This window comes from Flavobacterium sp. FlaQc-57 (genome assembly GCF_044007395.1).
Taxonomy (GTDB): domain Bacteria; phylum Bacteroidota; class Bacteroidia; order Flavobacteriales; family Flavobacteriaceae; genus Flavobacterium.
In genome coordinates, this window is record NZ_JBIPDA010000006.1 from 251223 (window position 1) to 275017 (window position 23795).

The window sequence follows — 23795 nt, forward strand, 5'->3', positions numbered from 1 at the left end:
AAAAAATTACATTATTCTCAAACCACATCCCTAAACAAGCAGGAACTATAAATAAAAATTAGCGAAATAGGCAAAAAGCAAACGATTTCGTTAAAAATAATATTTGTTTATGCAAAAAAAGTATCATTATAAAATGCGTTTCAATCCAGAAAAATCTTCTCTATATTGACTAGGCGTACAGTTTTTAATCGCTTTAAAACTGCGATTGAAATTCGCAATATTATTAAATCCTGATTTGAAAGCCACTTCAGAAACACTCATATCTTTTTCTACAAGCCAACGTGCCGCATACCCAATTCGAATATCATTAATATAATTGACAAACGTTTTACCCGTGCGTTTTTTAATGAATCGGTTAAATGAAATTATAGACATACTGGCAATATTTGCAACATCTTCTAAAGTAATTTTTTCTGCAAAATGTTTCTGCACATATTCATACACCAACTTCATTTTATCATAATCATCAAACGTATCATAATCTACCGTATAAGTCGAAAGCAAACGCTGATTTCTCGAATTAGCCAAATCATACAACAGAGAAGTTATTTCTAAAAAATAATCCATACCATCTAATTTAGAGAGCCTTACTAATCTTGGAGTTAACTCTTCGGCAACTTTCTTAGAAAACAAAATCCCGTGAATCGAGCGATTGAACATATCCCGAATTGGATTCATAATACGTCTTGACAACAAAGATTCATGAAATAAATCATTATGAAACTGAATCGTAATTTCATGAATTTTTTTACTGGTGCACTTACTCAATTCCCAACCGTGATATAAATTTGGTCCAATCAAAACCAATTCAACATTATCAATTTCTTCTATATTATCGCCCACAACGCGCTTCACTCCTTTTCCGTTTAATATAAAATTGATCTCAAATTCCGGATGATAATGCACCGGAAAATCAAAACTATCTTTTACTCTATCGAAAACCAAAAAACTATCGCCTGCTGATAACGGAGCGATTTCTCTATAAAAATTTTTAGCACTACTCATCTTTGAATTCTATTTTTAGAAGTAATATTCGTTTTTTTATTTGCAATAATATGATATATAATTGATAAAATAATATTAATTACACGATAAACATCCGATTATCTTTGAAAAATAGAATTATCATTTTTACAAAAACAACATTGATAATAAACATTAATCCTTTTTAATGCAATATCTTTTTATAGTTTTGATAATTTTAATCAAAAAACAATATCAAATTACAAACAACAAAAACAAATATTTCACAGCAACATTACCAATTGTTATTTTTACACTTATTGCCCTGAAAAACAACTATATTTCAAATGAAAAACATCATTTTAACAATAACTATAGCGCTCCTCGCAGGAACTTCATGTTCTGCAATAAATATTGATGCTAATACTAATTTGTCATTATCAGATAAAAAAGCAACACCAGAAACAGTTTCTCTTTATAAAAAACTAAATCTATTGGCCCAAAAAGGGTACTTGTTTGGTCATCAGGATGATCTTGCATATGGTGTAAAATGGAAATATGAGAACGGACGAAGCGACATAAAAGATGTGGTTGGCGATTATCCTGCTGTTTATGGTTGGGACATTGCAGGCTTAGAAAGAAATGACGCGAATAATATCGATGGCATTCCTTTTACCAAAATGAAACAATATATAGAAGAAGCCAATCAAAGAGGCGGAATTTCGACAATAAGCATGCATTTTGATAATCCTGCAACCGGAAAAAGTGCTTGGGACAATTCGCCAAACTCATTAAAAACAATATTACCCGGAGCCGAAAATCATCAAAAATTCACCACGTGGCTAGACAAAGCTGCTGATTTCTTTTTATCGTTAAAAGATAAAAAAGGAAAAAATATTCCAATTCTATTTAGACCTTATCATGAACTTACAGGAGGTTGGTTTTGGTGGGGAAAAGGAAATGGTACTCCCGAAGAATTTAAAACGTTATGGAAATTTACTTTTGACTATTTACAAAAAAAAGGAGTTCATAATTTAATCTACATCTACAATACTGGCGGTTTTAGCTCAAAAGAAGATTTTTTAGCCAAATATCCCGGAGATGATTATGCTGATATTTTAAGTTTTGATTCTTATCAGAATAACGATGACAAAGAAGGCAAAAAATTCATCGAAGAAGTTCAAAGTCAACTTAAGATTATAGATGAAATTGCAAAAAATCAACACAAACTAATCGCTATAGCCGAAGCAGGTTACGAAGCAATTCCGGATCCAAAATGGTGGACAGGAACTTTAACAAAAGCCATTGGAGATTATAAAATCTCATATGTTTTGTTATGGAGAAATCATGGCTGGCAGGAAAAAGAACAAAAAATGCACTATTACGCACCATATCCTGATCAGGTAAGTGCCAAAGATTTTGTTGACTTTTATAAACTCGACAAAACCTTATTCGAAAAAGATATCAAAAAAGCACTAAAATAATTAACCCAATAAATTACAATCTTTAAAAAAAGCCTAATGCACGACAAAATTAGTTTAAAAGAAAAAATAGGTTACGGTCTTGGAGACGCAGCATCATCAATGTTCTGGAAAATTTTCAGTATGTATCTTCTATTTTTCTACACCGACGTTTTCGGATTGGCTCCTGCCGTAGTTGGAACAATGTTTTTAATTACCCGAATCTGGGATTCTTGTTTTGATCCAATCGTTGGAATTATTGCCGACAGAACAAAAAGTAAATGGGGAAAATTCAGACCATATTTACTTTGGGTTGCTATACCATTTGCCGTGATTGGAGTTTTAACTTTTTACACACCTGATTTTGACGAAAAAGGAAAAATAATTTATGCTTATGTGACTTATTCAGCCATGATGATGATTTATTCTCTAATCAATGTGCCGTATGCTTCTCTTTTGGGCGTAATGTCTTCTGACAGAAAAGAAAGAAACACATTATCTTCCTATCGAATGGTTTTTGCCTTTGGAGGAAGTTTGTTAGCACTTTGGTTAATTGAACCATTAGTCAATTATTTCGGCGGAAGCCTAAACTCTAAAACAGGTTGGCTGGCAACAATTTCAGTATTTGGAATTATTACAACTGCTTTTTTCTGGGGCTGTTTCTTCTTTACAAAAGAGAGAGTAAAACCAATTTCGGGTGAACAAACCAATCTAAAAGAAGATTTAAAAGATTTACTAAAAAATAAACCTTGGTGGATTTTACTTGGCGCAGGAATTGGTGCTTTAGTATTCAATTCAATCCGTGACGGAGCCGCAGTTTACTATTTCAAATATTATGTAAGCAGCAGTGTAAACTTTGATTTCACTCTTTTTGGAACCGATTTTCATATGACACCAACTTCTATTTACTTGGTTTTAGGACAAGCTGCAAATATCATCGGAGTTATTATCGCAACGCCAATTGCGAATAGAATTGGGAAAAAGAAAACCTTTTTCGGCGCTATGGCTTTAGCCGCAATCCTGAGTTTAATTTTCTATTTCTTCGGAAAAGAAGATGTTTCCTTAATCATGAGTTTTCAGGTTTTAATCAGTATTTGCGCAGGATGTATTTTCCCTTTAATCTGGTCAATGTATGCAGATAGTGCCGATTATTCTGAATGGAAACAAGGACGTCGAGCAACAGGATTAGTTTTCTCAGCCTCATCAATGTCACAAAAATTTGGCTGGACAATTGGTGGTGCCGGAACCGGATGGCTTTTAGGTTACTACGGTTTTCAAGCCAATGTTGAACAAACTGCCGTGACTCAAAACGGAATTCAATTAATGTTAAGCATACTTCCTGCAATTGCAGCTATAATATCAGTCGCTTTTATTTTATTCTATCCTTTATCCGAAGAAAAACTTCAGATAATCGAACAGGATTTAAACGAAAAACGAGACCAGATCAATTAAAATTATTCAGATATAGAAATTTACTTATATGACAACAATAGCATCTTCGACTACCTTTCAAGACAGAAAAGTAGCATTAGAAAAAGAACATAAAATACTGATCGAACAAAAAAATGCTCCTCAGGATATTGCTGGAAACGGCATATACGAACGCTATAAGAATCCGGTTGTTACGGCTGCTCACGTGCCATTGAACTGGCGTTTTGACCTTAACGAAAAAACAAATCCTTTTTTGCAGGAAAGAATCGGAATGAATGCGGCTTTTAATGCTGGCGCAATGAAATGGAACGGAAAATATTTACTTGCCGTTCGCGTAGAAGGAATTGACAGAAAATCTTTTTTTGCTATTGCGGAAAGTCCAAATGGCATAGATAATTTCAAATTTTGGGAGAAACCATGCGTGATTCCTCAAACTGCAGAACCAGACACTAATGTTTATGACATGCGTTTGATTCATCATGAAGACGGTTGGGTTTACGGTATTTTTTGTACCGAAAGAAAAGATCCAAAAGCTCCAAAAGGCGATACAAGTTCGGCTGTAGCCAATGCGGGAATCGTACGATCAAAAAATTTAATTAACTGGGAAAGACTTCCGGATTTAATTTCAAACACAGGCCAACAACGCAATGTAGTTTTACACCCGGAATTTGTCAACGGAAAATATGCTTTATACACACGTCCACAAGATGGTTTTATTGATGTTGGAGCCGGTGGCGGAATTGGTTTAGGATATATTGAAGACATGACAAATCCTGTTGTAAAAGAGGAAAAAATTATTTTCGGAAAACAATATCATACGATTTATGAACTGAAAAACGGCCTTGGTCCCGCTCCTATTAAAACAGAAAAGGGCTGGCTACACTTGGCACACGGGGTTCGTAATACTGCTGCAGGTTTACGTTACACTCTTTATATGTTCATGACAGATTTAAATGATATTTCGAAAGTTACACACGTTCCTGCCGGTCATTTTATGGGCCCTGAAGGAATTGAAAGAGTTGGCGATGTATCGAATGTATTATTCTCAAACGGCTGGATCGAAGATAATGACGGAACTGTTTATGTATATTATGCTTCGTCTGATACCAGAATGCATGTTGCCGTGTCGTCTGTAGAAAAATTAGTCGATTATGTTACCAATGCGCCGGCTGACACATTTATTTCGGCAGGTTCAGTTAAAACGATCATCAATCAAATCGAAAAAAACAAAACAATTTAATTCATCGTGTCAATAAAACTAAAGCAACTAAAATCTGAGTTATCAGCTGAACTAGATTCCATTTTAAAGTATTGGTCAAAACATACCATCGACAATCAAAATGGCGGTTTTATTGGGCAAATTGATTTTAATGATCACATTATTGCTAATGCTGAAAAAGGGGCTGTTTTAAACGCCAGAATTTTATGGTCATTTTCGTCGAGTTATAAAGTAACTAAAAACGAAAATCATAGAAAGATAGCCAAACGCGCCTTTGAATTTCTTTCAGATCATTTTTATGATACAGAATTTGGAGGATTATTTTGGAGCATCAACGCTGATAAGACTCCAAAAGACACTAAAAATCAAATTTATGCTTTAGCTTTTGCCATTTATGGACTATCTGAATATTATGCTATTTCTAAAGATGATAAGGCTCTCGAAATAGCTATAAATTTATATCTAAAGATACAGGAACACAGTTACGATTCTAAAAACAAAGGCTATTTTGAAGCTTTTACCCGCGATTGGCAACCTATTGAAGACTTGCGCCTGAGTGATAAAGATGCCAATGAAAAAAAAACCATGAACACCCACTTGCATATTATAGAAGCGTATGCTAATTTGTTCAAGGTTTGGAAAGATAAAATACTTCAAAGTGATATTGTCGAATTATTACAAACGATAGAAAACCACTTCATTAATACTGAAACTGGGCATTTACGCTTGTTTTTTAATGAAAACTGGATCGAAAAAAAAGATGTCATCTCTTATGGACATGACATTGAAGCAGCTTGGCTTTTATTGCAATGTGCCGAAATTTCAGAAGATGAAACTCTTATTGCCAATTATAAAAAACACGCCATTCAGATAGCAGAAGTTACACAAGAAGGTTTAGATTCTGATGGCGGTTTATGGTATGAATTTGATCCGGAAAAGAACGAATTAGTTGCCGAAAAACATTGGTGGGTTCAGGCCGAAGCTTTAATCGGATTTTACAACGCATATCAATTAACAAACGACGAGAAATTTTTAAACATCGTTTATAAAAATTGGAAGTTTGTAAAAAAATACATTTTAGACAAACACAACGGCGAATGGTTTTGGGGAATCAACCGGGATTATTCCTTAATAGAAAAAGACAAAGCTGGTTTCTGGAAATGTCCTTATCATAATAGTCGTGCTTGTTTGGAACTTATTCATAGAATAAAACACTAAACACTTCTCTTTTAAAAAGTTAACTTAGTGCATTAAAAAATAATGATTATGAAACAATTCCTTTTTTTTAGTTTACTATTTCTAAATACGATAACAAACGCCCAAATTAACCTGATTAAAAATGGTGGATTTGAACGAGAAGCGGCAAACTGGCGCGGTGGCGAGGACATATCTACGATTAGTCCTTATGATAAAAAATCGGGTAAAAGCAGCGCATTAATCAACCAATATGTTGGGACAGACTGGAAAGGAATTGATCAAATTTTTCTTGTTGCTAAAGGTACTTATGCTATAGAATTTAGTGTATGGATTAAAACAGAAAGCATAGAAGAACAAAAAGAAGCCTACAAAGCAGGCGTCATGATTGCAGACTTTCTAGATGAAGCCGAAAAGTCTATTGCCTCTGAAGCAATAGCACAAATTAGAGGAACCACTCCCTGGACATTTTATAAAAAAGCATTCAAAACTCCGCCAGGAACAAAAAAAGTACGAATTATGTTAGCGCTGGCTCAAACTAGTGGTTCGATTTATTTTGATGATGTCTCAGCAATCGTAATTTCTGAAGCAGATTATCTTAAACTAAATCCTGAAAAGTAAAAATGAAAAAATCTATACAATTGCTATTTGCAACTTTTTTATTTTGACAAACTGAGCAACCGCGATAATAAAGAGCTACTTTATATTCTCATGTTTGTCATTTCGAGGAACGAGAAATCACAGACGCTGAGCGATATACTGCATTTAAGTTTCTAGTGCGATTTCTCGTTCGTCGAAATGACAAGATTTTGGAAAACTAAAAAAACATCTTATAAAACCAAAAGTCCTAGCCCTGATAGAAGTGAAAATCCTTTTGTGCCGGTCCCGAGGCTTCGGGAGGCACAAAAGATTGAAACGGATAGCAGGATTAGCTCCTAAAAAAAGTAAATAATGAAAAATAGATTTCTTAAAACTCTCGGATTAGCTTTGTTTTTTTCTACAGTCGCGTGTCAGGCACAGGAAAGAATTACATTGAAAGGAACTCAATTTTATAAAGGCGACCAACCATACTCATATATTGGTACGAATTATTGGTACGGAAGTCTATTGGCTTCAAAAAAAGTCGGCGACCGAAAAAGGTTACTTCGCGAACTTGATTTAATGCAGAAAAACGGAATCGACAATCTAAGAATCCTGGTTGGTGGCGATGGCGGAAAATACGATTTTACTGTTCGCCCGGCTTTGCAATACGAACAAGGAAAATACGATCAGGATTTACTGGACGGATTGGATTTTTTGATTAACGAAATGAGCAAACGTAAGATGTATGCCGTTTTATATTTAACCAATAATTGGGAATGGTCTGGCGGAATGTCGCAATATTTGGAGTGGAATGGCAAAGGCGCAATTCCGGTTCCGAATATTGCTCCAAATACCTGGCCGCAATTTATGGCCTACACAGAACAATTTCATAGCTGCGAACCTTGCATGAAAGGTTTAGAGAATCATGTGAAATTTATTATGGGAAGAACGAATGCTTATTCGCATAAAAAATATACTGAAGATAATACCATTATGTCCTGGCAAGTAGGAAATGAACCCCGAACTTTTACTCCTGAAAACGAAGCAAAATTTACCGTTTGGCTCAACAACATTGTAAACTTGATGGATAGTTTAGATAAAAATCATTTGATTTCTACCGGTTCTGAAGGAAAAAACAGCTCGAATGACAGCATGGAAATTTTCGAGAGAACACATCAAAATCCGAACATCGATTATTTGACCATGCACATTTGGCCCAAAAACTGGAATTGGTTCAAGGCAAATGATGCCGAAAAAACTCTGCCTACAACACTTGAAAATGCCGGTAAATATATCGACGATCATATTAAAGTGGCTAACAATCTAAAACGCCCAATTATTATTGAAGAATTTGGTTTAGGAAGAGAAAACGAAAGTTTACTTGCCACCTCATCTGTAAAGAACAGAGATATTTTTTATAGTTATATTTTTAGCAGGGTTGCCGAAAGTCATAAAAATAATGGTCCGCTCCAAGCCGCCAATTTCTGGGGTTTTGGCGGCGAAGGAAAAGCGGTTAATGAAACCGGAAAATGGAATCCCGGTGATCCGTTAACAACTGATCCTCCACAAGAACCACAAGGATTGAATTCGGTTTTTTCTTCCGATAAATCAACTTTAGATATTGTGAAAGATTACAATTTAAAATTGAAAAAATAAGAATAGAATTCATTTCAATTTTCCGTAGAGACGCACTGCAGTACGGTCTTATACGCAAAGAATATCCCGAACGTAAATTGGAGATGTAGACGCACTGCTGTGCATCTCTACAGAATAACAAAATTGAAATTTGATAAAAAAATACAGCATGAAAAAAACACTTATTCTTTTTTGTTTGTTACTCATTAATGTTTCTTTTTCTCAGAAGAAACAGGATTTTATTTTGAAATCTCCTAACGGAAAAATTGAAGTAAAAATTATCGTCGGTGATAACATTTCATGGACTATTTCGCACGAAAAAGATTTGATTTTAGCGCCTTCTGAAATGTCTTTAACTTTAGTTGAAAACATTATTTTAGGGAAAAAACCAATTCTTATCAATTCTAAAAGAGAAAGTATTGATGCTTCATTTGAAACTCCGTTTTACAAGAAGAAATCAGTGCAAAACAAATACAATCAACTTATTTTAAACTTTAAGAATGATTTTAGTGTTGAATATCGCGTTTTTGATGATGGTGCTGCATATCGATTTATTACTAACCAAAAGAAAGATATTACTGTAAAATCAGAAGAAGTTCGCTTGAATTTTGATCAGGATTACAAAACTTTAATGCCTTATGTTCGCGATTTAAGAAATCCGAAAGATCCTTATATTTCTTCATTTGAAGCGCAATACGAAAACAAAAAAATTAGCGAATTCACAAAAGATACTATCGCATTTTTACCGTTTTTAATTGATTTCAAAAACCATAAAAAAGCAGTTTTCTTAGAAGCTAATCTTGAAGATTATCCCGGATTATTTGTAACCAATAATAGTTCTAAATCGGGGTTTGAATCTCGTTTTTCTAAATATCCTTTACAGGAAAAAAATGGCGGTTTTAATAACATCAATCGCCTAATTACCGAAAGAGCTGATTATTTAGTAAAAACAAAAGGAACGCGAAATTTTCCGTGGAGGATTATTGTTATTTCTGAAAATGATGCTGATTTAGCCAATAATGATATGGTTCAGAAATTATCTGAGCCAACAAAAATAAAAGACCTTTCATGGATAAAACCCGGAAAAGTAGCTTGGGATTGGTGGAACGATTGGAATATTTACAACATCGATTTTAAAGCGGGAATCAATACTCAAACGTATAAATACTACATTGATTTTGCCTCAAAAAATAAAGTCGAATATGTGGTTTTAGACGAAGGCTGGAGTCTGGAAGAAGATATTATGAAACACAATCCGAATGTTGATCTCGAGGCTTTAATCGCTTACGGAAAAGAGCGTAATGTTGGTATTATTTTATGGAGTTCATGGATGGCTTTAACCAAAAACACTTCGGGGATTTTAAAAAATTATGCTGATTTAGGTATCAAAGGTTTTAAAGTAGATTTCTTGGATCGCGATGATGCGAAAATGGTAAATTCAGTTTATGATATTGCGCAAAAAGCTGCGGATAATAAGTTGCTTTTAGATTTTCATGGTATGTATAAACCAACCGGAATTCAGCGTACTTTTCCTAATATCCTAAATTTTGAAGGCGTGAAAGGTTTAGAAAATAATAAATGGACGCCAAATGATGATGTTCCTCTTTATGATTGTTCGATTCCGTTTATCAGAATGATGGCTGGCCCAATGGATTACACCCCAGGCGCGATGCGAAATGCCACAAAAAGCGAATTCAAACCGAGTCATTCGAACCCGATGAGTCAAGGAACAAGATGTCATCAATTGGCGCTTTACACTATTTTTGAAGCGCCCTTGCAAATGATGGCCGACAGCCCAACTGCTTACATGAAAGAACAAGAAAGCACTGATTTTATCTCCAAAACTCCAACTACTTTTGATGAAACTGTGGCTTTAGATGGCGAAGTAGGTAAATTTGTTGCAATAGCACGTAAAAAAGAAAATACCTGGTATTTAGGCGCGATTACCAATTGGGATTCTAGAGAAATAACTATTGATTTTTCTTTTCTTGAAAAGGGCAAAAAATTCGAAGCCGAAATTTTCTCCGACGGATTAAATGCTGATAAAGCTGCGGTGGATTATAAACGAGAAAAAATCACTGTCGATTCAACAACTAAATTAAAATATAGATTAGCAGGCGGTGGCGGATTGGCAATGATTATACAATAAAAAAAGGGAACAAATAACGTTCCCTTATCTCGCGTTACAAACCCGACTGGTTTTATCCCGAGGTTTCAGGACTGTCGGGTTTACGATTTTTTAATCCCGCAAAAAAAATGGACTAAAGTCCAGCTCTATAATATGGATCGAGCCAAAGGCTCTTTTACAATTCCAATGGAACAAATTATATTGTAGAACTGGACTTCAGTCCAGTTTAGATTATGTAATGCAAATTAAGATAATATCTTCTCGATCGCATTCAACTCATCTTGTGTAAATTCTAAACTTTGTAAACAATCAATATTATTATTTAACTGCTTCACAGAACTTGCCCCAATTAAAACTGAAGTAATTCGTTTGTCTTTTTGCAACCAAGCCAAAGCCATTTGTGCTAAAGATTGATTTCTATTTTGTGCAATATCATTCAGCTGAATTAATTTCTCAATACGTTCCTGCGTAACCTCATCTTCTTTTAAATGCCCGTTTGGATTATGCGCTCTCGAATTTTCAGGAATTCCTTTTAGATATTTGTCTGTCAAAAGTCCTTGTGCCAAAGGCGAAAATGCGATACACCCTACTCCTTTTTCTTCTAAAACATCTAATAAACCATTTTCTACCCAACGTTCTAACATCGAATATTTTGCTTGGTGAATCAAACAAGGCGTTCCTAATTGCTTCAATACATCAACCGCAACTCTGGTTTGTTCTGCTGAATAATTACTTATTCCAACATATAACGCTTTTCCGCTTCTAACAGCATAATCTAAAGCCATCATCGTTTCTTCAATTGGAGTTTCAGGATCGGGACGATGCGAATAAAAAATATCGACATAATCGACTTTCATTCTCTTTAAACTCTGATCTAAACTTGACAATAAATATTTTCTGGAACCCCAATCTCCATAAGGTCCGTCCCACATCGTGTAACCGGCTTTTGTGGAAATAATGATTTCATCGCGTAAATTCCCCTGAAAATTATGCCATAGGATTTTACCAAAATTCGTCTCAGCAGAACCCGGAACCGGTCCATAATTATTGGCTAAATCAAAATGAGTAATTCCTTTATCAAAAGCCTCTACAGCAATACATTCGGCATTTTCAAAATTATCTACTGACCCAAAGTTATGCCATAACCCTAAAGAAATCTGCGGTAATAACAAACCGCTTTTTCCGCATCTGTTGTATTTCATTATTTAAAATTGAGATTAAATAGTTCGTTGAGTAAACCTAACAGGTTTGACAATCGAAAGATACTTATTTTTTGTTTTGACTCAAAAAAATAAACCCGACAGTCCCGAAGCCTCGGGATAAAACCTGTCGGGTTTGATATCAATATCACTTTACTTTTTTAAGTACTGATTTTTAATGTATATCGTGTATTCTTTTAAGTTTGAAAGAAAAATAAATATAAAAAATTCCAATTGCAATAAAAGCAAAAGCTGTCCAGTATACTAACGAAAGTCCTGCAAAAACAGGATTCCATAATAATAGGAATGAAAAAATTGTTCCCAATATTCCTAAAAACAAAAGATTTTTCCAATCAGGCACTGAATAACTTTTTAAATTAAAAGCGATAATTATTGCCATTACAGAGCGGAATAAAATAACAAATCCTACGTAAAGCGGAAGCAATGTAATCGAGATTAATGGATTTGAAATTAACAAAATCCCCACTACCAAACCAACAATTCCTGAGGCTAATGTCCATCCCCAATGATCAATTTTTTTTCTGTTTGACACTGCAAAAATAATATCAAAAATTCCACTAGCCAGAAATGAAATACTAAAAAGAAATGCGAGCGTTAAATAAGCTGCTAAAGGCGTTACAAAAGACCAAATCCCGATTCCAACAAAAAGTATTCCCACTAATAATGGAATGTACCAATAATCGATTGCAATTTTTACTTTTTTAAATAAAGAATTCTCCATAAGTGTATTTTAAAATCATGCTTACTCTATAAAGTTTTCAGCTTACCTTAAACAGTTCATCTTTATAAAACAACCTTTTTAATTTGATTATTTTAATCCGAGGTCTATCAAAGATAACAATTTAAAACTTTTTTCGTAAAAAATAACTTATAAATAAACACCAATTTCTTTTCTCAATAATTCATTACTTCAATTCGAAACCACCTTCCAAACCTTTGTCAGAACTCCCTCCAACCATAATTTTAAACGTTCCGGGCTCTACTAAGTAATTTCCATCATTATCGTAAAAACCAAGTTCCTTATCAGTCAAAGTGAACGTTACTGTTTTAGTTTCTCCCTTTTTCAAATTCACCAATTCAAAACCTTTCAATTCTTTTATTGGCCGAATAATACTGGCAAATTGATCGTGAATATACAATTGAACGACTTCTTTTCCGTCGTAATTCCCTGAGTTTGTAACCTCAACACTAATTTGTACATTTTCTCCTTTTGCGAAAGCCGTTTTATTTAATTTCAGATTATTATAATCGAACTTCGTATAACTCAAACCAAAACCAAACGGAAATTGAGGCGTTTTCTCGACATCTGTATAATGTGACCAGAAAACATTTTTATCGCTATCAACAGGTCTACCCGTACTGTATTTGTTATAATAAATAGGAACCTGACCTACATTTCTAGGAAAAGACATTGGTAATTTTCCACTCGGGTTATAATCACCGTATAAAACCTGAGCAACAGCATTTCCGTTTTGAGTTCCTAAATGCCAAGCTTCAACAATTGCCGGAATATGTTCTGCAGCCCAAGGAATACTCAACGGACGACCATTATTTAAAACCAAAACTACATTCGGATTCACTTTATAAATTTCTTCTAACAATTCTTGTTGTAAACCGGGCAAATTAAGATCAGTTCTACTTCTGCCCTCGCCGCTTTGAAAACCGTGTTCTCCTAAAACCATTACTACAACATCAGCATTTTTGGCAGCCGTTTTAGCAGCTTGAAATCCGCTTTTATCTGTTGTATTAAAAACGACTTCATTTAAGAAACTTGTTTTACCAACAATCAAATCTGTTCCTTTTTCAAATGTCAATTGATTCTCTTTGTATTGCTGCATTCCTTCTAAAACCGAAACCGCAGTATTATCATCAGAAGCAATTCTCCAGCTTCCTAACGGGCTATTTTTATCGTTTGCCAGAGCTCCAATCAAAGCGATTTTTTGTCCGTATTTCTTTAGCGGAAGTAGATTCTTTTCATTCTTCAATAATACGATCGATTTTTTGGCCATATCCAAGACACCATCATTATTCGCTTTATTTCCAACGGTAGCTTTTTCTCGTTTCTCATCGCAATTTTTGTACGGATCGTCAAATAATCCCAATTCAAATTTTACACGTAGAATTCTACGAACTGCATCATCAACCAAAGCTTCTTTTACTTTTCCTTCTTTCACCAAAGCAACTAATTTTGCAACGTACAAATACGATTCCATATCCATGTCTGAACCAGCGATTACTGCTTTTGCTGTTGCATCGGCTTCGTCTTTTGCATAGCCATGCGCAATCATTTCGCGAATCGAAGCATAATCTGAAATTACAAAACCATCAAACTTCCATTTTCCTTTTAAGATATCTCTTTGCAAGAAAACATTTCCAGTCGCAGGAACTCCATTCAACGTATTAAACGAATTCATAAACGTACGAACTCCTGCGTCGACAGTTGCCTTAAAAGGAGGCAAAACCGAGTTGTATAATTTAGAATTACTAATATCTACAACATTATATTCTAAACCAGCTTCGACATAACCATAAGCGGCAAAGTGTTTTGCACAAGCAGCAATTTTATTTACCTTTTGCAAATCTGCAATAGTTTCTCCCTGAAAACCGTGAACTCTTGCAATCGCAATTTTGCTTCCTAAATACGGATCTTCACCTGCGCCTTCCATCACACGACCCCAACGCGCATCGTTTGCCACATCTACATTTGGGCCAAAAGTCCAGTTAATTCCTGATGCCGAAGCTTCGTCTGCCGCAATTGCTGCCGATTTTTCAATAGCTTCTAAATCCCAACTCGCCGCTTCTGCAAGCGGAATTGGACTTAACGTTTTATAACCATGGATAACGTCAAAACCAATAATTAACGGAATTCCTAAGCGGGTTTCTTCAACTGCAATTTTCTGCACCGCGCGAACTTCCTTCACTCCACGAACCGTAAGCATTGATCCCACCCAGCCTTTTCGCAAATGTTCGTATTTCAGTTCGGCAGTTCCGCCTTTTGGAGCCGGCCCGGTTACGTCCCAAAAACCGTTATATTGATTCATTTGCCCTACTTTTTCTTCTAAGGTCATCAACGGTAAAAGCAACTCAATTCTTTCCTCAATGGTTTTCTTTTTATCCAAATAAGGCTTTTTCTGTGCATTCATATTTCCAATAGTAAACAGGGCAAAAACCCCAAAAGTTATTATTTTTTTATTTTTCATTGGTTTAGTTCGTTTTTTTAAAGGTGCTATCCCGAGACTTCGGGACTGAGATGCTAAGGTGCTAAGTTTTTAAACTTTTTGAGATTCTCATAATCTTGTCATTTCGGAGAACGAGAAATCACATAAGAAACTCCGCAATTAAAAACGCCAATCTTTGTCGAATTACGAGTGTGATTTCTCCTTCCCCGAAATGACATAAAATGCGTTAACCCATATAATCCGTAAAATCTGTGGCAAAAAATCTAAAGTCTAAAATCTTTCTTATTGACTCTTTAAAATTCTAAAATTCCCTACTCCGTAATAAAGCAAGAAGCCGGCAAATTTGCTTTATTAAACAAATCTGACTGAATTGTATTTCCCCACGCAAATCTAACTTTTGAAGGATTTGTGACTTTTTTACTTTCCAAAATCACTTCGTTATTTTTGATCGAAGTTTCTGCCGGATAGAATATTCCATCGGCTGCGGCTACTTCAAATTGATTCGATTTTTTGTTTTTAAAATATAATCCGTCAGCATAATCGAACGAAACGATTACTTTGTTTTTTTCGATTTTTACGTCTTTGAAAAGCGGACCATTTACCAAATTAGAGTTGGTTTTATAAATATTTGCCAAAGCCAAATTGGCTAAACGAATTCCAGCCGATTTTTTGTTTTTTGGATGAATATCGATCGTATCTGAAATATCCGAAGTTAGAACCATTCCGGTTTTAGGAATTTCATTTAAAATTTTTCTTTGAGAGTTTCTAACAGTAACATTTGAGAAGTTATTACTGCCTGTTTTATAAGGTGCAATTTGAACGAAATAAAAAGGGAACTCATCTTGCCAGGCCTTTCTCCATGACGTTATTAAAGCCGATAAAGTTTTGTCGTAAACTAACGAACCTACATTCGATTCGCCCTGATACCAAAGTGTACCGGCAATTTTAAAACCTACAAAAGGATAAATCATAGCATTGTAAGCACGTCCGGGTTGACGTGGCCCATATTCTTGCTCATTGAGTTTTTTGGCATTTTCTAACAGAACAGGATCGTTCTGAACGACTTCTTCCGGCATCCATATTTCAGCGGGAGTTCCGCCCCAATTCGAAGAAATTAATCCGATTGGAACATTTTTTAAATCTTCTCTCAAACGCTTGGCAAAAAAGTAACCAATTGCGCTAAAGTACTTCATCGTTTCCGGAGTCGATTCCGTCCAATTTCCTAGTAAATTATTTTGTGGAGTTGTGGCAGTTAATTTCGGAACGGTAAAAAATCGAATGTTAGAATTCGTGGCATTTTTCATTTCCTCCTCGCCATTTTCGATTCCCCAGCTTACAGACATTTCCATGTTCGATTGTCCAGCGCAAACCCAAACTTCACCAATCAAAATATTTTTAAGAATGACTTCGTTGTATCCTTTTATTGAGATTGTAAAAGGGCCACCCGCTTCTGGAGTTTTTATATGCAATTCCCATTGTGCCTGATTGTTCGCAACCACTTTATATTCGTGATTGTTCCAGCTTGAAATCAATTTGATTTCTTCTTTCGGATTTGCCCAACCCCAAATTTTCACTTCAGAATTGCGTTGCAAAACCATATTATCGCCAAAAATATTCGGAAGGGAAACGTTTGCCATCATAGTACTGGAAATCATCAGAATGAAAACAAACTTAAATATATTATTTTTCATTTAGTAACTTTTTTAAAAACGGAGCATATTCATCTGCCAACACTTTATGATCTGTAACATCCGGATGTCCTGAGCAACCTTTTGGCGTCATGGGTTTAAACTTGAAAATTTGAATTTCTTTATGCGTTTTATCAGATGCAAAAGCTGCTTTAACTTTATTCAAACAATCTTCAAAAACAACTGCATTTTGACCATTAATCATCGGACTGTTTGTAATTACAATTTGTACGTTCGGATTGTGTTTGTACAACATTTTAATGAAGTTGATGTAATTTGTAACATACTTTTCGGCATTAAAAGGCAAACGTTCTTTTTTGCCATCTCCGCCCGAAAAATCATTGGTTCCTAATGCAATGCTTATAATATTGGGCTGAAAAGCAAAATCATATTTAGGTTTCGAATTGTCTTTTGTTAAGTACAAATTCTCATAAACATCAGGCATAATGGCTTCGTCTTTGTTCTCATCATTCCAGTTGCGATACATCCCGATTCCCGAAACGGAACTCATCAAATAATCTACACCAATTGCTCTGGAAAGAACTGGTCCGTATGCATAATATCCGTTATGATGATCAAAATATTCTCCTTTATCACAAGGAACATCTGATGGATCGCTTGCCGCTCCACATGTAATAGAATCTCCAATAAATTCAATTTTCTTCCTTTTTTTAGAAGTAATTGAAGTTAGTTTTGCGGTTGTTCCTCCAAATAAGATTCCTCCGCTATGTGCTTCTGTAGTTTTGTAAATTTCAAGAGTATGAATCTTTTTGTTCGAAGTAACTATTATAGGAAATGATTGCGTCACACCTTTTTCAATTCTAAGTTTACCAATGTATTTCCCGTCTAAAACTAAAGAAACGTAATTATGATGCTCCCATGAATCGACACTTTGAAGCGAAATGGCACATTTATTTCCTGTAAAATTAAAAGTTACAGAAGAAGCTGTTCCGATTAAAACAACATTATCATTTGAAAGTTTTTCGACTCGTCCTTGACAAAGAAAAGTAGTGCTCTTACTTTGTGAAGTCGAAACAACTGAAATCAGCAAAAACGAAATTAAAAACGCTATTTTTTTGAGAAACATAATTTATTTGTTAAAACATAAATACAATTCACAAATATATCTGAAACGAAGTATAGAAAAAGATACTAAAACATCAAAAAGCAATAAAAAAACACCAAAATGAGTTATCCTTTTAATATGATTTATTTCTTATTTGTATAACTTATTGCCAAACATTCTTTTGATATTCAAAATCAAGAGTCTATTTTTACGAATTAATCCTACAATTTATTCTTTTTAATGAAATCAACTCTTTATATAACATTTGCTTCAATTATTTTATTTTCATCTTTTACCCCGAAAGAAGAGAGCAAAACAATAATAAATTCAATACATAAAACACAAAAAATAATAGATCGGGATTCTATCATTATATATTCGAAACAATTTTTAGGAACTCCTTATTTATATGCGGGAAATAGTCCAAAAAAAGGATTTGACTGTTCTGGTTTTGTCAATTATGTTTTTCAGCATTTTGACATCAGCGTACCCAGAAGCTCCAGAGAATATAAAAATTTGGGCACGGCGAAATCATCTGAAGATTTTAAAGTTGGTGATGTTTTAGTTTTTTATGGTTACAAAAATAAAACCGTCGTTGGACATGTCGGAATCATTTGTGAAGCCAACGGAATGCAGTCCAAATTTATTCATGCTTCTTCAGGAAAAGCAGGAAGTGTGACGATTAGCGATCTGAACTCAGAACATTACAGCAAACGTTTTTATAAATGCGTTGATGTATTGACTCAATAAAAGTTTTCTTTGCCACGAATTACACTAATTTTATCGATTTCTTTCACGCAGATTTAAAAAGATTTTAGCAGATATACGCAGATCTGTTTAGTGTGATAACTTCAAAAAAATCTAATTTAATCTGCTGTAATCAGCCAAATCTGCGTGAAAATCACTGTCTTTAATGGCAAAACTTTTTTATTCCTCAGTCAATAATTTTATCAAACTTTCGTCTCTTTTGTAAACGTCTTTATAAAAATTCAAATTCCCATCTCGATCTACCCAAGCGGTAAAATATCCAATATAAACGGGGATTTTCTTTTTTAAACTAACCCAGTTCTCTTTTCCGGCATGCATGGCTTTGTCAATTCGAGCCGGTGTCCATGTTGGGTCTTGTTTTAATAGTTCAATAGCCAATTCCCGAGGTTTTCCTACTCGTACACAACCGTGACTAAAAGCTCTGTTCTCTCTTTCGAACAAACTTTTTGCAGGCGTATCGTGCAAGTAAATGTTATTTGAATTTGGAAATAAAAACTTCACTAAACCAAGTGAATTGTTTTTTCCCGGCAACTGACGAACAGCACCATTATTCCATTCCAGATTTTTTTGTGCTAAGTAGTTCTTGTTTTTTGCCATTCCGGGTTTTATCTCTTTATTGATAATACTTGTGGGAACATTCCAATACGGACTAAAAACAATATTATTCATCATTCCGCTAAAAATAACGGTTTGTGTCATCATTTTACCAACCACAACTGGCGATACAAAAGCAATTTTACCATCGCGAATTAAATACAATCTAAACTCCGGAATATTAACTTCAATGTATTCTTTTCCTTTTTCGAGTTCAGGATCAATCCATCGGCAGCGTTCCATATTGGCAATAAGCGTTTTTATTCTGTCAGAGACTGGAATATTCATTTCTGCAATATGTTCGGGTAAGATTGTATTTTTTGGAGTCAATCCGTGATGAGACTCAAATTTTTTAACGGATACGATCAAAGTAGAATCGCAAATATTACTTTTATTATTTTCTTTTAGATCTCCAGTTATATAAAGTCTTTCTCTTATTTGCCCGACTGTCGCAACTGAATCTCCAATTTTTAAACTTTTAAAATCTTCGTTAACTTCAATTGTTTTCCAGCCTCCTTTTTTTTCTATTTCTCTATATTGATGTAAGGCATCGCGAAGCTTATAATATTGACTGAACATTTTGCTTTTCTTGTCATCATTTATTGTTGCTTTTTTATAAATAGAGTCTGAGAAAACCTGATAGTTTACTTTTTTTCGAGGTAAAAGCCATTCTAATGATCGGGTTGTTTTTTCATCTACTCCGGAAACTTTCTGAACGTAATAAAAATATAAGTTTGTAATCATCAAATCGGTATCGACCTGTGATAGTTTATTTTCAGAAGTGTGTTCAAAAATTGGGCTGATCTTTTCATTATAAGGAAAATTTGCTTTCAATCCTTCCTGATCTAAACCTTTGTATTTATCAAACAATGTGTTTCCAAACTCTACTACTCCTTTATTATCCAGCCATAATTGAGTAGAATTCTTTTGTTTGTATAAAGCGAGTACTTCATTTTGAAATTTCTCTAATTTTGGATATGCTTGATAAAAAGCCGCAATTGAAGAACTGTCAATTTTAATTTTAAGTTCCGGCACCACTTTTTCTGAAGTTTTTTTTATTTCTTCCTCTTTCTTTTCAGCCTTTTTATTACATGAAATAACGGCAAAAAGAATGACAACAGCAACAAGCGGATACAAGATTTTCATAATAATATTTTTAATAAAATTAGAAAAGTTTTACTAAAAACAAAGTCATTATCTAAAAATTAATTGATGCTTTAGAAACCCTCAATTAAATCTAAAATCAGCTCTTTTAAAGGCATAAAAAAACTCCGGACAAATGGCTTATCCGGAGCTTCTACTTTATAACCAACCTTTATTTTTAAATCACTGTACCTTTTAAAGTAAGAACTTTTGGAGTCGTTTCTGCACTTGTAGTTACGGTAACTGTTTTTGTAAAACCACCTTTATTGGCAGCGTTGTATGTTGCTGTTACTTTAGCCGATTTACCAGGTAAAATGGGCTCTTTTGTATAATCTGTTGCTGTACAACCACAAGATCCTTGAACGTTTGTAATTACAACAGCAGTTTTTCCTGTGTTTTTAAATTCGTAAACAATTGCTTTTGGTGTTCCTTGTGGAATTTGACCAACGTCTATCGTCTCTGCTTTCCATACAATTGTTGATGCAGCTTCTGCCTCAACTTTAGTTTCAGAAGTGATTGATTTTATAGGTGCAATTGCTGAAAAAGACATTAGACTTAAAGCTAAAGCTAACATCGAAATTTTAATTACTTTCATAGTTATATATATTAATGGTTTATAGTTCAAATTTTATAATCCAAAAGTAATTCAGACAAAATCAAATCGCTGTTAACCGCTTTCAAATCTTTGTTAACGACTTGTTAATGGGGATTTTTAAGTATAAATTTGATTAATATTACACCTTAAAAACATCATTTTTCTTGAAAATAAATAAACTCAATAGTATTATCCTTCTAGGACTTGTGGCCATTATTAGCATTTTGGTGGCACAATTGCTTTGGACTAAAGAGGCTTTTACGTTAGAACAAAAAAAACTGAGTCAGAAAGCAAACGTTGCTTTACTCGAAGTTGCCAGAAAATTATATGAAGGAAAGGATCACGAATCATCGTGTCAGAATCCTGTTCAAAAAGTTTCAAACGACTATTATATTGTAAATATTCAAAATGCGTTTGAACCGGATATCTTAGAGTTTTATCTGAGATCTGAGTTTAAAAAAATGAACATTTTAACTGATTTTGAATATGCGGTTTACAATTGCCAAAGTGATGAAATGGTTTACGGAAAGTACATCTCGTTTTCGGAAAAAGAAAAAGAGAAACAAAAGGTTTCTTTTCCTAAACATAAAAATTTGGTTTATTATTTTGCCATACGCTTTCCAAATGAAACCACTTATTTGTTCAGTTCAATGCGATTTTGGTTTATTCTTTCGATTGCATTAATTCTTATTTTGTTGATTTATGTGTATTCGATTTTTACGCTTTTACAGCAAAAAAAATACTCTGAATTACAGCGCGATTTCATTAATAATATGACGCACGAATTCAAAACACCTTTGTCTTCTATTTTAATTGCTTCGAAATATTTAAGTGAACAAAACCCGATTAAAGAAGATAAAAAGCTGCATACTTATACCAATATTATCATCAATCAAAGCAATAAACTCAATGGTCATATTGAGAAAATTTTGAACATTGCAAAATCGGATTATGCGCCTTTGGAATTAAAAAAAGAAGCCGTTTTACTTGTTCCAATTATCGAAGAAACGATAGAAAATATTCAATTAAAATATCCTGAAGCTGTAATTAAAATCGAAACATTGTCGAAGGACTATAAAATAGAAACTGACGTTTTTCATTTCTCTAATTTAGTTTATAATTTACTGGATAATGCTGTAAAATATTGTTTGGAAAAACCAGAAATCACCATTGGAATTTCTGTTGAAAATTCGACTTTAAAACTGGCTTTTACAGATAATGGAATTGGAATTTCTCCTAAAAATATTTCTTTTATATTTGATAAATTTTACCGTGCTCAAAACGAAAAAAGCAACGAAGTAAATGGTTTTGGTCTTGGTCTATATTATGTTAAAGAGATTTGCAACTTGCATAATTGGAAAATAAAAGCCGAAAATAATTCTAAAAACGGTATTACTCTAACTTTGTCAATTCCTTATAAAAAATGAAAAAATTCAAGATACTTTATACCGAAGACGATGAAACATTAGCATTTTTAACCAAAGATAATTTGGAACAAAGCAATTATGAAGTTACTCATTGTTGTGATGGAAAACTGGGTTTAGAAACTTTTAAAACGGATAGTTTTGACATTTGCATTCTGGACATTATGATGCCAAAAATGGATGGTTTTGAATTGGCTACTGAAATTAGGAAAACGAATATCGATATTCCGATTATTTTTCTTTCGGCCAAAACATTAAAAGAAGATCGCATTAAAGGATTGCGTTTAGGCGCAGATGATTATCTGGTGAAACCTTTTAGTATTGAAGAATTACTTTTAAAAATCGAGATTTTCTTAAAGCGTTCTCAAAAGAATATTCTAACAGAAAAATCATTTTATGAAATTGGAAAATATCAGTTTGATCTGGACAATTTTATTCTTTTTAATGAAAATGAAAAAATTAGTCTTACACAACGCGAGGCCGAACTTTTGAAATTATTTCTTGATAATAAAAATTCAGTTTTAAAAAGAGAACAAATTTTAACTTCGCTTTGGGGAACTGATGATTATTTTATGGGCAGAAGTTTAGATGTTTTTATTTCACGCCTGCGCAAAATTTTGATTAATGAAAAAGGTATTTCGATAGAAAATTTACACGGAATTGGTTTTAGATTTACGATGTAATTTATTGTCTCTAATCACAAAAAAACTTTGTATTTTTAATATCTAATTTTGCCCGATATGAAATTACATCATCTACGCAACGCCACTTTAGTTATTGAAACTGAAACTGATGTTATATTGGTTGATCCAATGTTAGGAAAGAGAAAAACGATTCCACCCTTTACTATTTTCCGTTACAAGCCCAAAAGAAACCCGCTTGTGGCTTTACCTAAAAACAGTAGAGATATTTTAAGTAAAGTCACGATATGTTTGATTACCCATTTACATCCTGATCATATTGATAAAGCGGGTGAAGTTTTTTTAAGACGAAAAAGCATTCCTGTAATTTGTAATATTAAAGATGAAAATGCTTTAACTAAAAGAGGTCTAAATATTATTCAAAGTTTAAATTATTGGGAACCACAAGATTTTTTGGGTGGTAAAATCACTGGTATTCCAGCTATTCACGGTTATGGATTTATAGCCAAATTAATGGGAAACGTAATGGGTTTCCATATCGAATTACCGCAACAAAAGTCGGTTTATGTAAGCTCTGATACCGTTTTTACAGAACATGTTCAAAAAGTTTTAATCGAATTAAAACCCGATATTGCTGTAGTAGCTTGCGGAACTGCAAGATTAGATTTTGGTCAGCCTTTATTAATGCGAATGAATGATATTTTGAAATTTACGGCACTTGCGCCTGAAAAAGTTTTCGCTAATCATTTAGAAGCTTTAAATCACTGTCCGACGACCCGTGAAGAATTAAAAAATGCATTGGCAGATAACAATCTTTTGTCTAAAACTGCGATTCCTAATGATGGAACTTATGTAGAATATTGAT

The 23795-nt window shown here is 33.9% G+C and carries 19 protein-coding genes; 11 read left to right on the plus strand and 8 right to left on the minus strand.

Annotation, left to right across the window (positions count from 1 at the left end; all coding sequences use genetic code 11):
- Positions 1-126: 126 nt before the first annotated feature.
- Positions 127-1005, minus strand: coding sequence for a helix-turn-helix domain-containing protein (locus ACHRVZ_RS18335; protein ID WP_395424336.1), 879 nt, complete (start codon positions 1003-1005; stop codon positions 127-129).
- Between the two features lie 305 nt (positions 1006-1310).
- On the opposite strand from ACHRVZ_RS18335, the gene ACHRVZ_RS18340 reads away from it, so the two are divergent.
- The 7 genes from ACHRVZ_RS18340 to ACHRVZ_RS18370 all read left to right on the plus strand — a co-directional run bounded on the left by ACHRVZ_RS18340 (position 1311) and on the right by ACHRVZ_RS18370 (position 10633).
- Complete coding sequence (locus ACHRVZ_RS18340; protein WP_395424337.1) at positions 1311-2447, plus strand: glycoside hydrolase family 26 protein; 1137 nt, start codon at positions 1311-1313, stop codon at positions 2445-2447.
- 36 nt (positions 2448-2483) lie between these two features.
- Complete coding sequence (locus ACHRVZ_RS18345) at positions 2484-3875, plus strand: MFS transporter (RefSeq protein WP_395424338.1); 1392 nt, start codon at positions 2484-2486, stop codon at positions 3873-3875.
- Positions 3876-3903: 28 nt separating this feature from the next.
- A complete protein-coding gene (locus ACHRVZ_RS18350) occupies positions 3904-5094 on the plus strand; it encodes a glycosidase (protein WP_395424339.1) in 1191 nt (396 codons plus the stop codon).
- A gap of 6 nt (positions 5095-5100) precedes the next feature.
- A complete protein-coding gene (locus ACHRVZ_RS18355) occupies positions 5101-6291 on the plus strand; it encodes an AGE family epimerase/isomerase (protein WP_395424340.1) in 1191 nt (396 codons plus the stop codon).
- 48 nt (positions 6292-6339) lie between these two features.
- Positions 6340-6888: a carbohydrate binding domain-containing protein gene (locus ACHRVZ_RS18360; RefSeq protein ID WP_395424341.1), complete on the plus strand. Its 549-nt coding sequence runs from the start codon at positions 6340-6342 to the stop codon at positions 6886-6888.
- 330 nt (positions 6889-7218) lie between these two features.
- A complete protein-coding gene (locus ACHRVZ_RS18365; RefSeq protein WP_395424342.1) occupies positions 7219-8505 on the plus strand; it encodes a cellulase family glycosylhydrolase in 1287 nt (428 codons plus the stop codon).
- 148 nt (positions 8506-8653) lie between these two features.
- The gene (locus tag ACHRVZ_RS18370) at positions 8654-10633 is read left to right on the plus strand and encodes a glycoside hydrolase family 97 protein (protein WP_395424343.1); all 1980 of its coding nucleotides are present in this window, start codon (positions 8654-8656) and stop codon (positions 10631-10633) included.
- A 224-nt stretch (positions 10634-10857) separates the two neighbouring features.
- Here ACHRVZ_RS18370 and ACHRVZ_RS18375 read toward each other — a convergent pair whose 3' ends face one another.
- The 5 genes from ACHRVZ_RS18375 to ACHRVZ_RS18395 all read right to left on the minus strand — a co-directional run bounded on the left by ACHRVZ_RS18375 (position 10858) and on the right by ACHRVZ_RS18395 (position 17786).
- On the minus strand, positions 10858-11814 hold the full coding sequence (locus tag ACHRVZ_RS18375; RefSeq protein WP_395424344.1) for an aldo/keto reductase: 957 nt from the start codon (positions 11812-11814) through the stop codon (positions 10858-10860).
- A gap of 172 nt (positions 11815-11986) precedes the next feature.
- On the minus strand, positions 11987-12553 hold the full coding sequence (locus ACHRVZ_RS18380) for an HdeD family acid-resistance protein (RefSeq protein WP_395424345.1): 567 nt from the start codon (positions 12551-12553) through the stop codon (positions 11987-11989).
- A gap of 184 nt (positions 12554-12737) precedes the next feature.
- Entirely contained in the window at positions 12738-15032 is a 2295-nt protein-coding gene (gene bglX, locus ACHRVZ_RS18385; RefSeq protein ID WP_395424346.1) for a beta-glucosidase BglX, read from the minus strand.
- 290 nt (positions 15033-15322) lie between these two features.
- The gene (locus tag ACHRVZ_RS18390) at positions 15323-16702 is read right to left on the minus strand and encodes a sialate O-acetylesterase (RefSeq protein ID WP_395424347.1); all 1380 of its coding nucleotides are present in this window, start codon (positions 16700-16702) and stop codon (positions 15323-15325) included.
- On the minus strand, positions 16692-17786 hold the full coding sequence (locus ACHRVZ_RS18395) for a GDSL-type esterase/lipase family protein (protein WP_395424348.1): 1095 nt from the start codon (positions 17784-17786) through the stop codon (positions 16692-16694). Before ACHRVZ_RS18395 ends, ACHRVZ_RS18390 begins: the two co-directional genes overlap by 11 nt.
- A 219-nt stretch (positions 17787-18005) precedes the next feature.
- On the opposite strand from ACHRVZ_RS18395, the gene ACHRVZ_RS18400 reads away from it, so the two are divergent.
- Entirely contained in the window at positions 18006-18515 is a 510-nt protein-coding gene (locus ACHRVZ_RS18400; RefSeq protein ID WP_395424349.1) for a C40 family peptidase, read from the plus strand.
- A 177-nt stretch (positions 18516-18692) separates the two neighbouring features.
- On the opposite strand, the gene ACHRVZ_RS18405 is transcribed toward ACHRVZ_RS18400, so the two are convergent.
- Together ACHRVZ_RS18405 and ACHRVZ_RS18410 are read right to left on the minus strand one after the other, a co-directional pair.
- Positions 18693-20273 (minus strand): murein L,D-transpeptidase, encoded by a 1581-nt coding sequence (locus ACHRVZ_RS18405; protein WP_395424350.1) that lies wholly within the window; start codon positions 20271-20273, stop codon positions 18693-18695.
- 175 nt (positions 20274-20448) lie between these two features.
- A complete protein-coding gene (locus ACHRVZ_RS18410; protein ID WP_395424351.1) occupies positions 20449-20865 on the minus strand; it encodes a DUF1573 domain-containing protein in 417 nt (138 codons plus the stop codon).
- A gap of 164 nt (positions 20866-21029) precedes the next feature.
- Between ACHRVZ_RS18410 and ACHRVZ_RS18415 the strand changes: the two genes are divergently transcribed.
- Genes ACHRVZ_RS18415 through ACHRVZ_RS18425 form a run of 3 tightly spaced genes read left to right on the plus strand, consistent with a single transcriptional unit; the run spans position 21030 to position 23794 of the window.
- Positions 21030-22292: a sensor histidine kinase gene (locus ACHRVZ_RS18415; RefSeq protein WP_395424352.1), complete on the plus strand. Its 1263-nt coding sequence runs from the start codon at positions 21030-21032 to the stop codon at positions 22290-22292.
- Positions 22289-22972 carry a response regulator transcription factor gene (locus ACHRVZ_RS18420; protein WP_395424353.1) on the plus strand — a complete coding sequence of 228 codons (684 nt, stop codon included), beginning with the start codon at positions 22289-22291 and terminating at the stop codon, positions 22970-22972. The genes ACHRVZ_RS18415 and ACHRVZ_RS18420 overlap by 4 nt, the downstream gene beginning before the upstream one ends.
- Positions 22973-23029: 57 nt before the next feature.
- Complete coding sequence (locus ACHRVZ_RS18425; protein WP_395424354.1) at positions 23030-23794, plus strand: MBL fold metallo-hydrolase; 765 nt, start codon at positions 23030-23032, stop codon at positions 23792-23794.
- The last annotated feature ends 1 nt before the right edge of the window (position 23795 follow it).

What these genes read in the sequence shown, in the direction of transcription:
- ACHRVZ_RS18360 (WP_395424341.1), top strand. Translation starts at nt 6,340, where the DNA reads ATGAAACAATTCCTTTTTTTTAGTTTACTATTTCTAAATACGATAACA.
- ACHRVZ_RS18425 (WP_395424354.1), top strand. Translation starts at nt 23,030, where the DNA reads ATGAAATTACATCATCTACGCAACGCCACTTTAGTTATTGAAACTGAA.
- bglX (WP_395424346.1), bottom strand. Translation starts at nt 15,032, where the DNA reads ATGAAAAATAAAAAAATAATAACTTTTGGGGTTTTTGCCCTGTTTACT.
- ACHRVZ_RS18395 (WP_395424348.1), bottom strand. Translation starts at nt 17,786, where the DNA reads ATGTTTCTCAAAAAAATAGCGTTTTTAATTTCGTTTTTGCTGATTTCA.
- ACHRVZ_RS18340 (WP_395424337.1), top strand. Translation starts at nt 1,311, where the DNA reads ATGAAAAACATCATTTTAACAATAACTATAGCGCTCCTCGCAGGAACT.
- ACHRVZ_RS18375 (WP_395424344.1), bottom strand. Translation starts at nt 11,814, where the DNA reads ATGAAATACAACAGATGCGGAAAAAGCGGTTTGTTATTACCGCAGATT.
- ACHRVZ_RS18365 (WP_395424342.1), top strand. Translation starts at nt 7,219, where the DNA reads ATGAAAAATAGATTTCTTAAAACTCTCGGATTAGCTTTGTTTTTTTCT.
- ACHRVZ_RS18345 (WP_395424338.1), top strand. Translation starts at nt 2,484, where the DNA reads ATGCACGACAAAATTAGTTTAAAAGAAAAAATAGGTTACGGTCTTGGA.
- ACHRVZ_RS18405 (WP_395424350.1), bottom strand. Translation starts at nt 20,273, where the DNA reads ATGAAAATCTTGTATCCGCTTGTTGCTGTTGTCATTCTTTTTGCCGTT.
- ACHRVZ_RS18390 (WP_395424347.1), bottom strand. Translation starts at nt 16,702, where the DNA reads ATGAAAAATAATATATTTAAGTTTGTTTTCATTCTGATGATTTCCAGT.
- ACHRVZ_RS18370 (WP_395424343.1), top strand. Translation starts at nt 8,654, where the DNA reads ATGAAAAAAACACTTATTCTTTTTTGTTTGTTACTCATTAATGTTTCT.
- ACHRVZ_RS18350 (WP_395424339.1), top strand. Translation starts at nt 3,904, where the DNA reads ATGACAACAATAGCATCTTCGACTACCTTTCAAGACAGAAAAGTAGCA.
- ACHRVZ_RS18420 (WP_395424353.1), top strand. Translation starts at nt 22,289, where the DNA reads ATGAAAAAATTCAAGATACTTTATACCGAAGACGATGAAACATTAGCA.
- ACHRVZ_RS18335 (WP_395424336.1), bottom strand. Translation starts at nt 1,005, where the DNA reads ATGAGTAGTGCTAAAAATTTTTATAGAGAAATCGCTCCGTTATCAGCA.
- ACHRVZ_RS18400 (WP_395424349.1), top strand. Translation starts at nt 18,006, where the DNA reads ATGAAATCAACTCTTTATATAACATTTGCTTCAATTATTTTATTTTCA.
- ACHRVZ_RS18410 (WP_395424351.1), bottom strand. Translation starts at nt 20,865, where the DNA reads ATGAAAGTAATTAAAATTTCGATGTTAGCTTTAGCTTTAAGTCTAATG.
- ACHRVZ_RS18380 (WP_395424345.1), bottom strand. Translation starts at nt 12,553, where the DNA reads ATGGAGAATTCTTTATTTAAAAAAGTAAAAATTGCAATCGATTATTGG.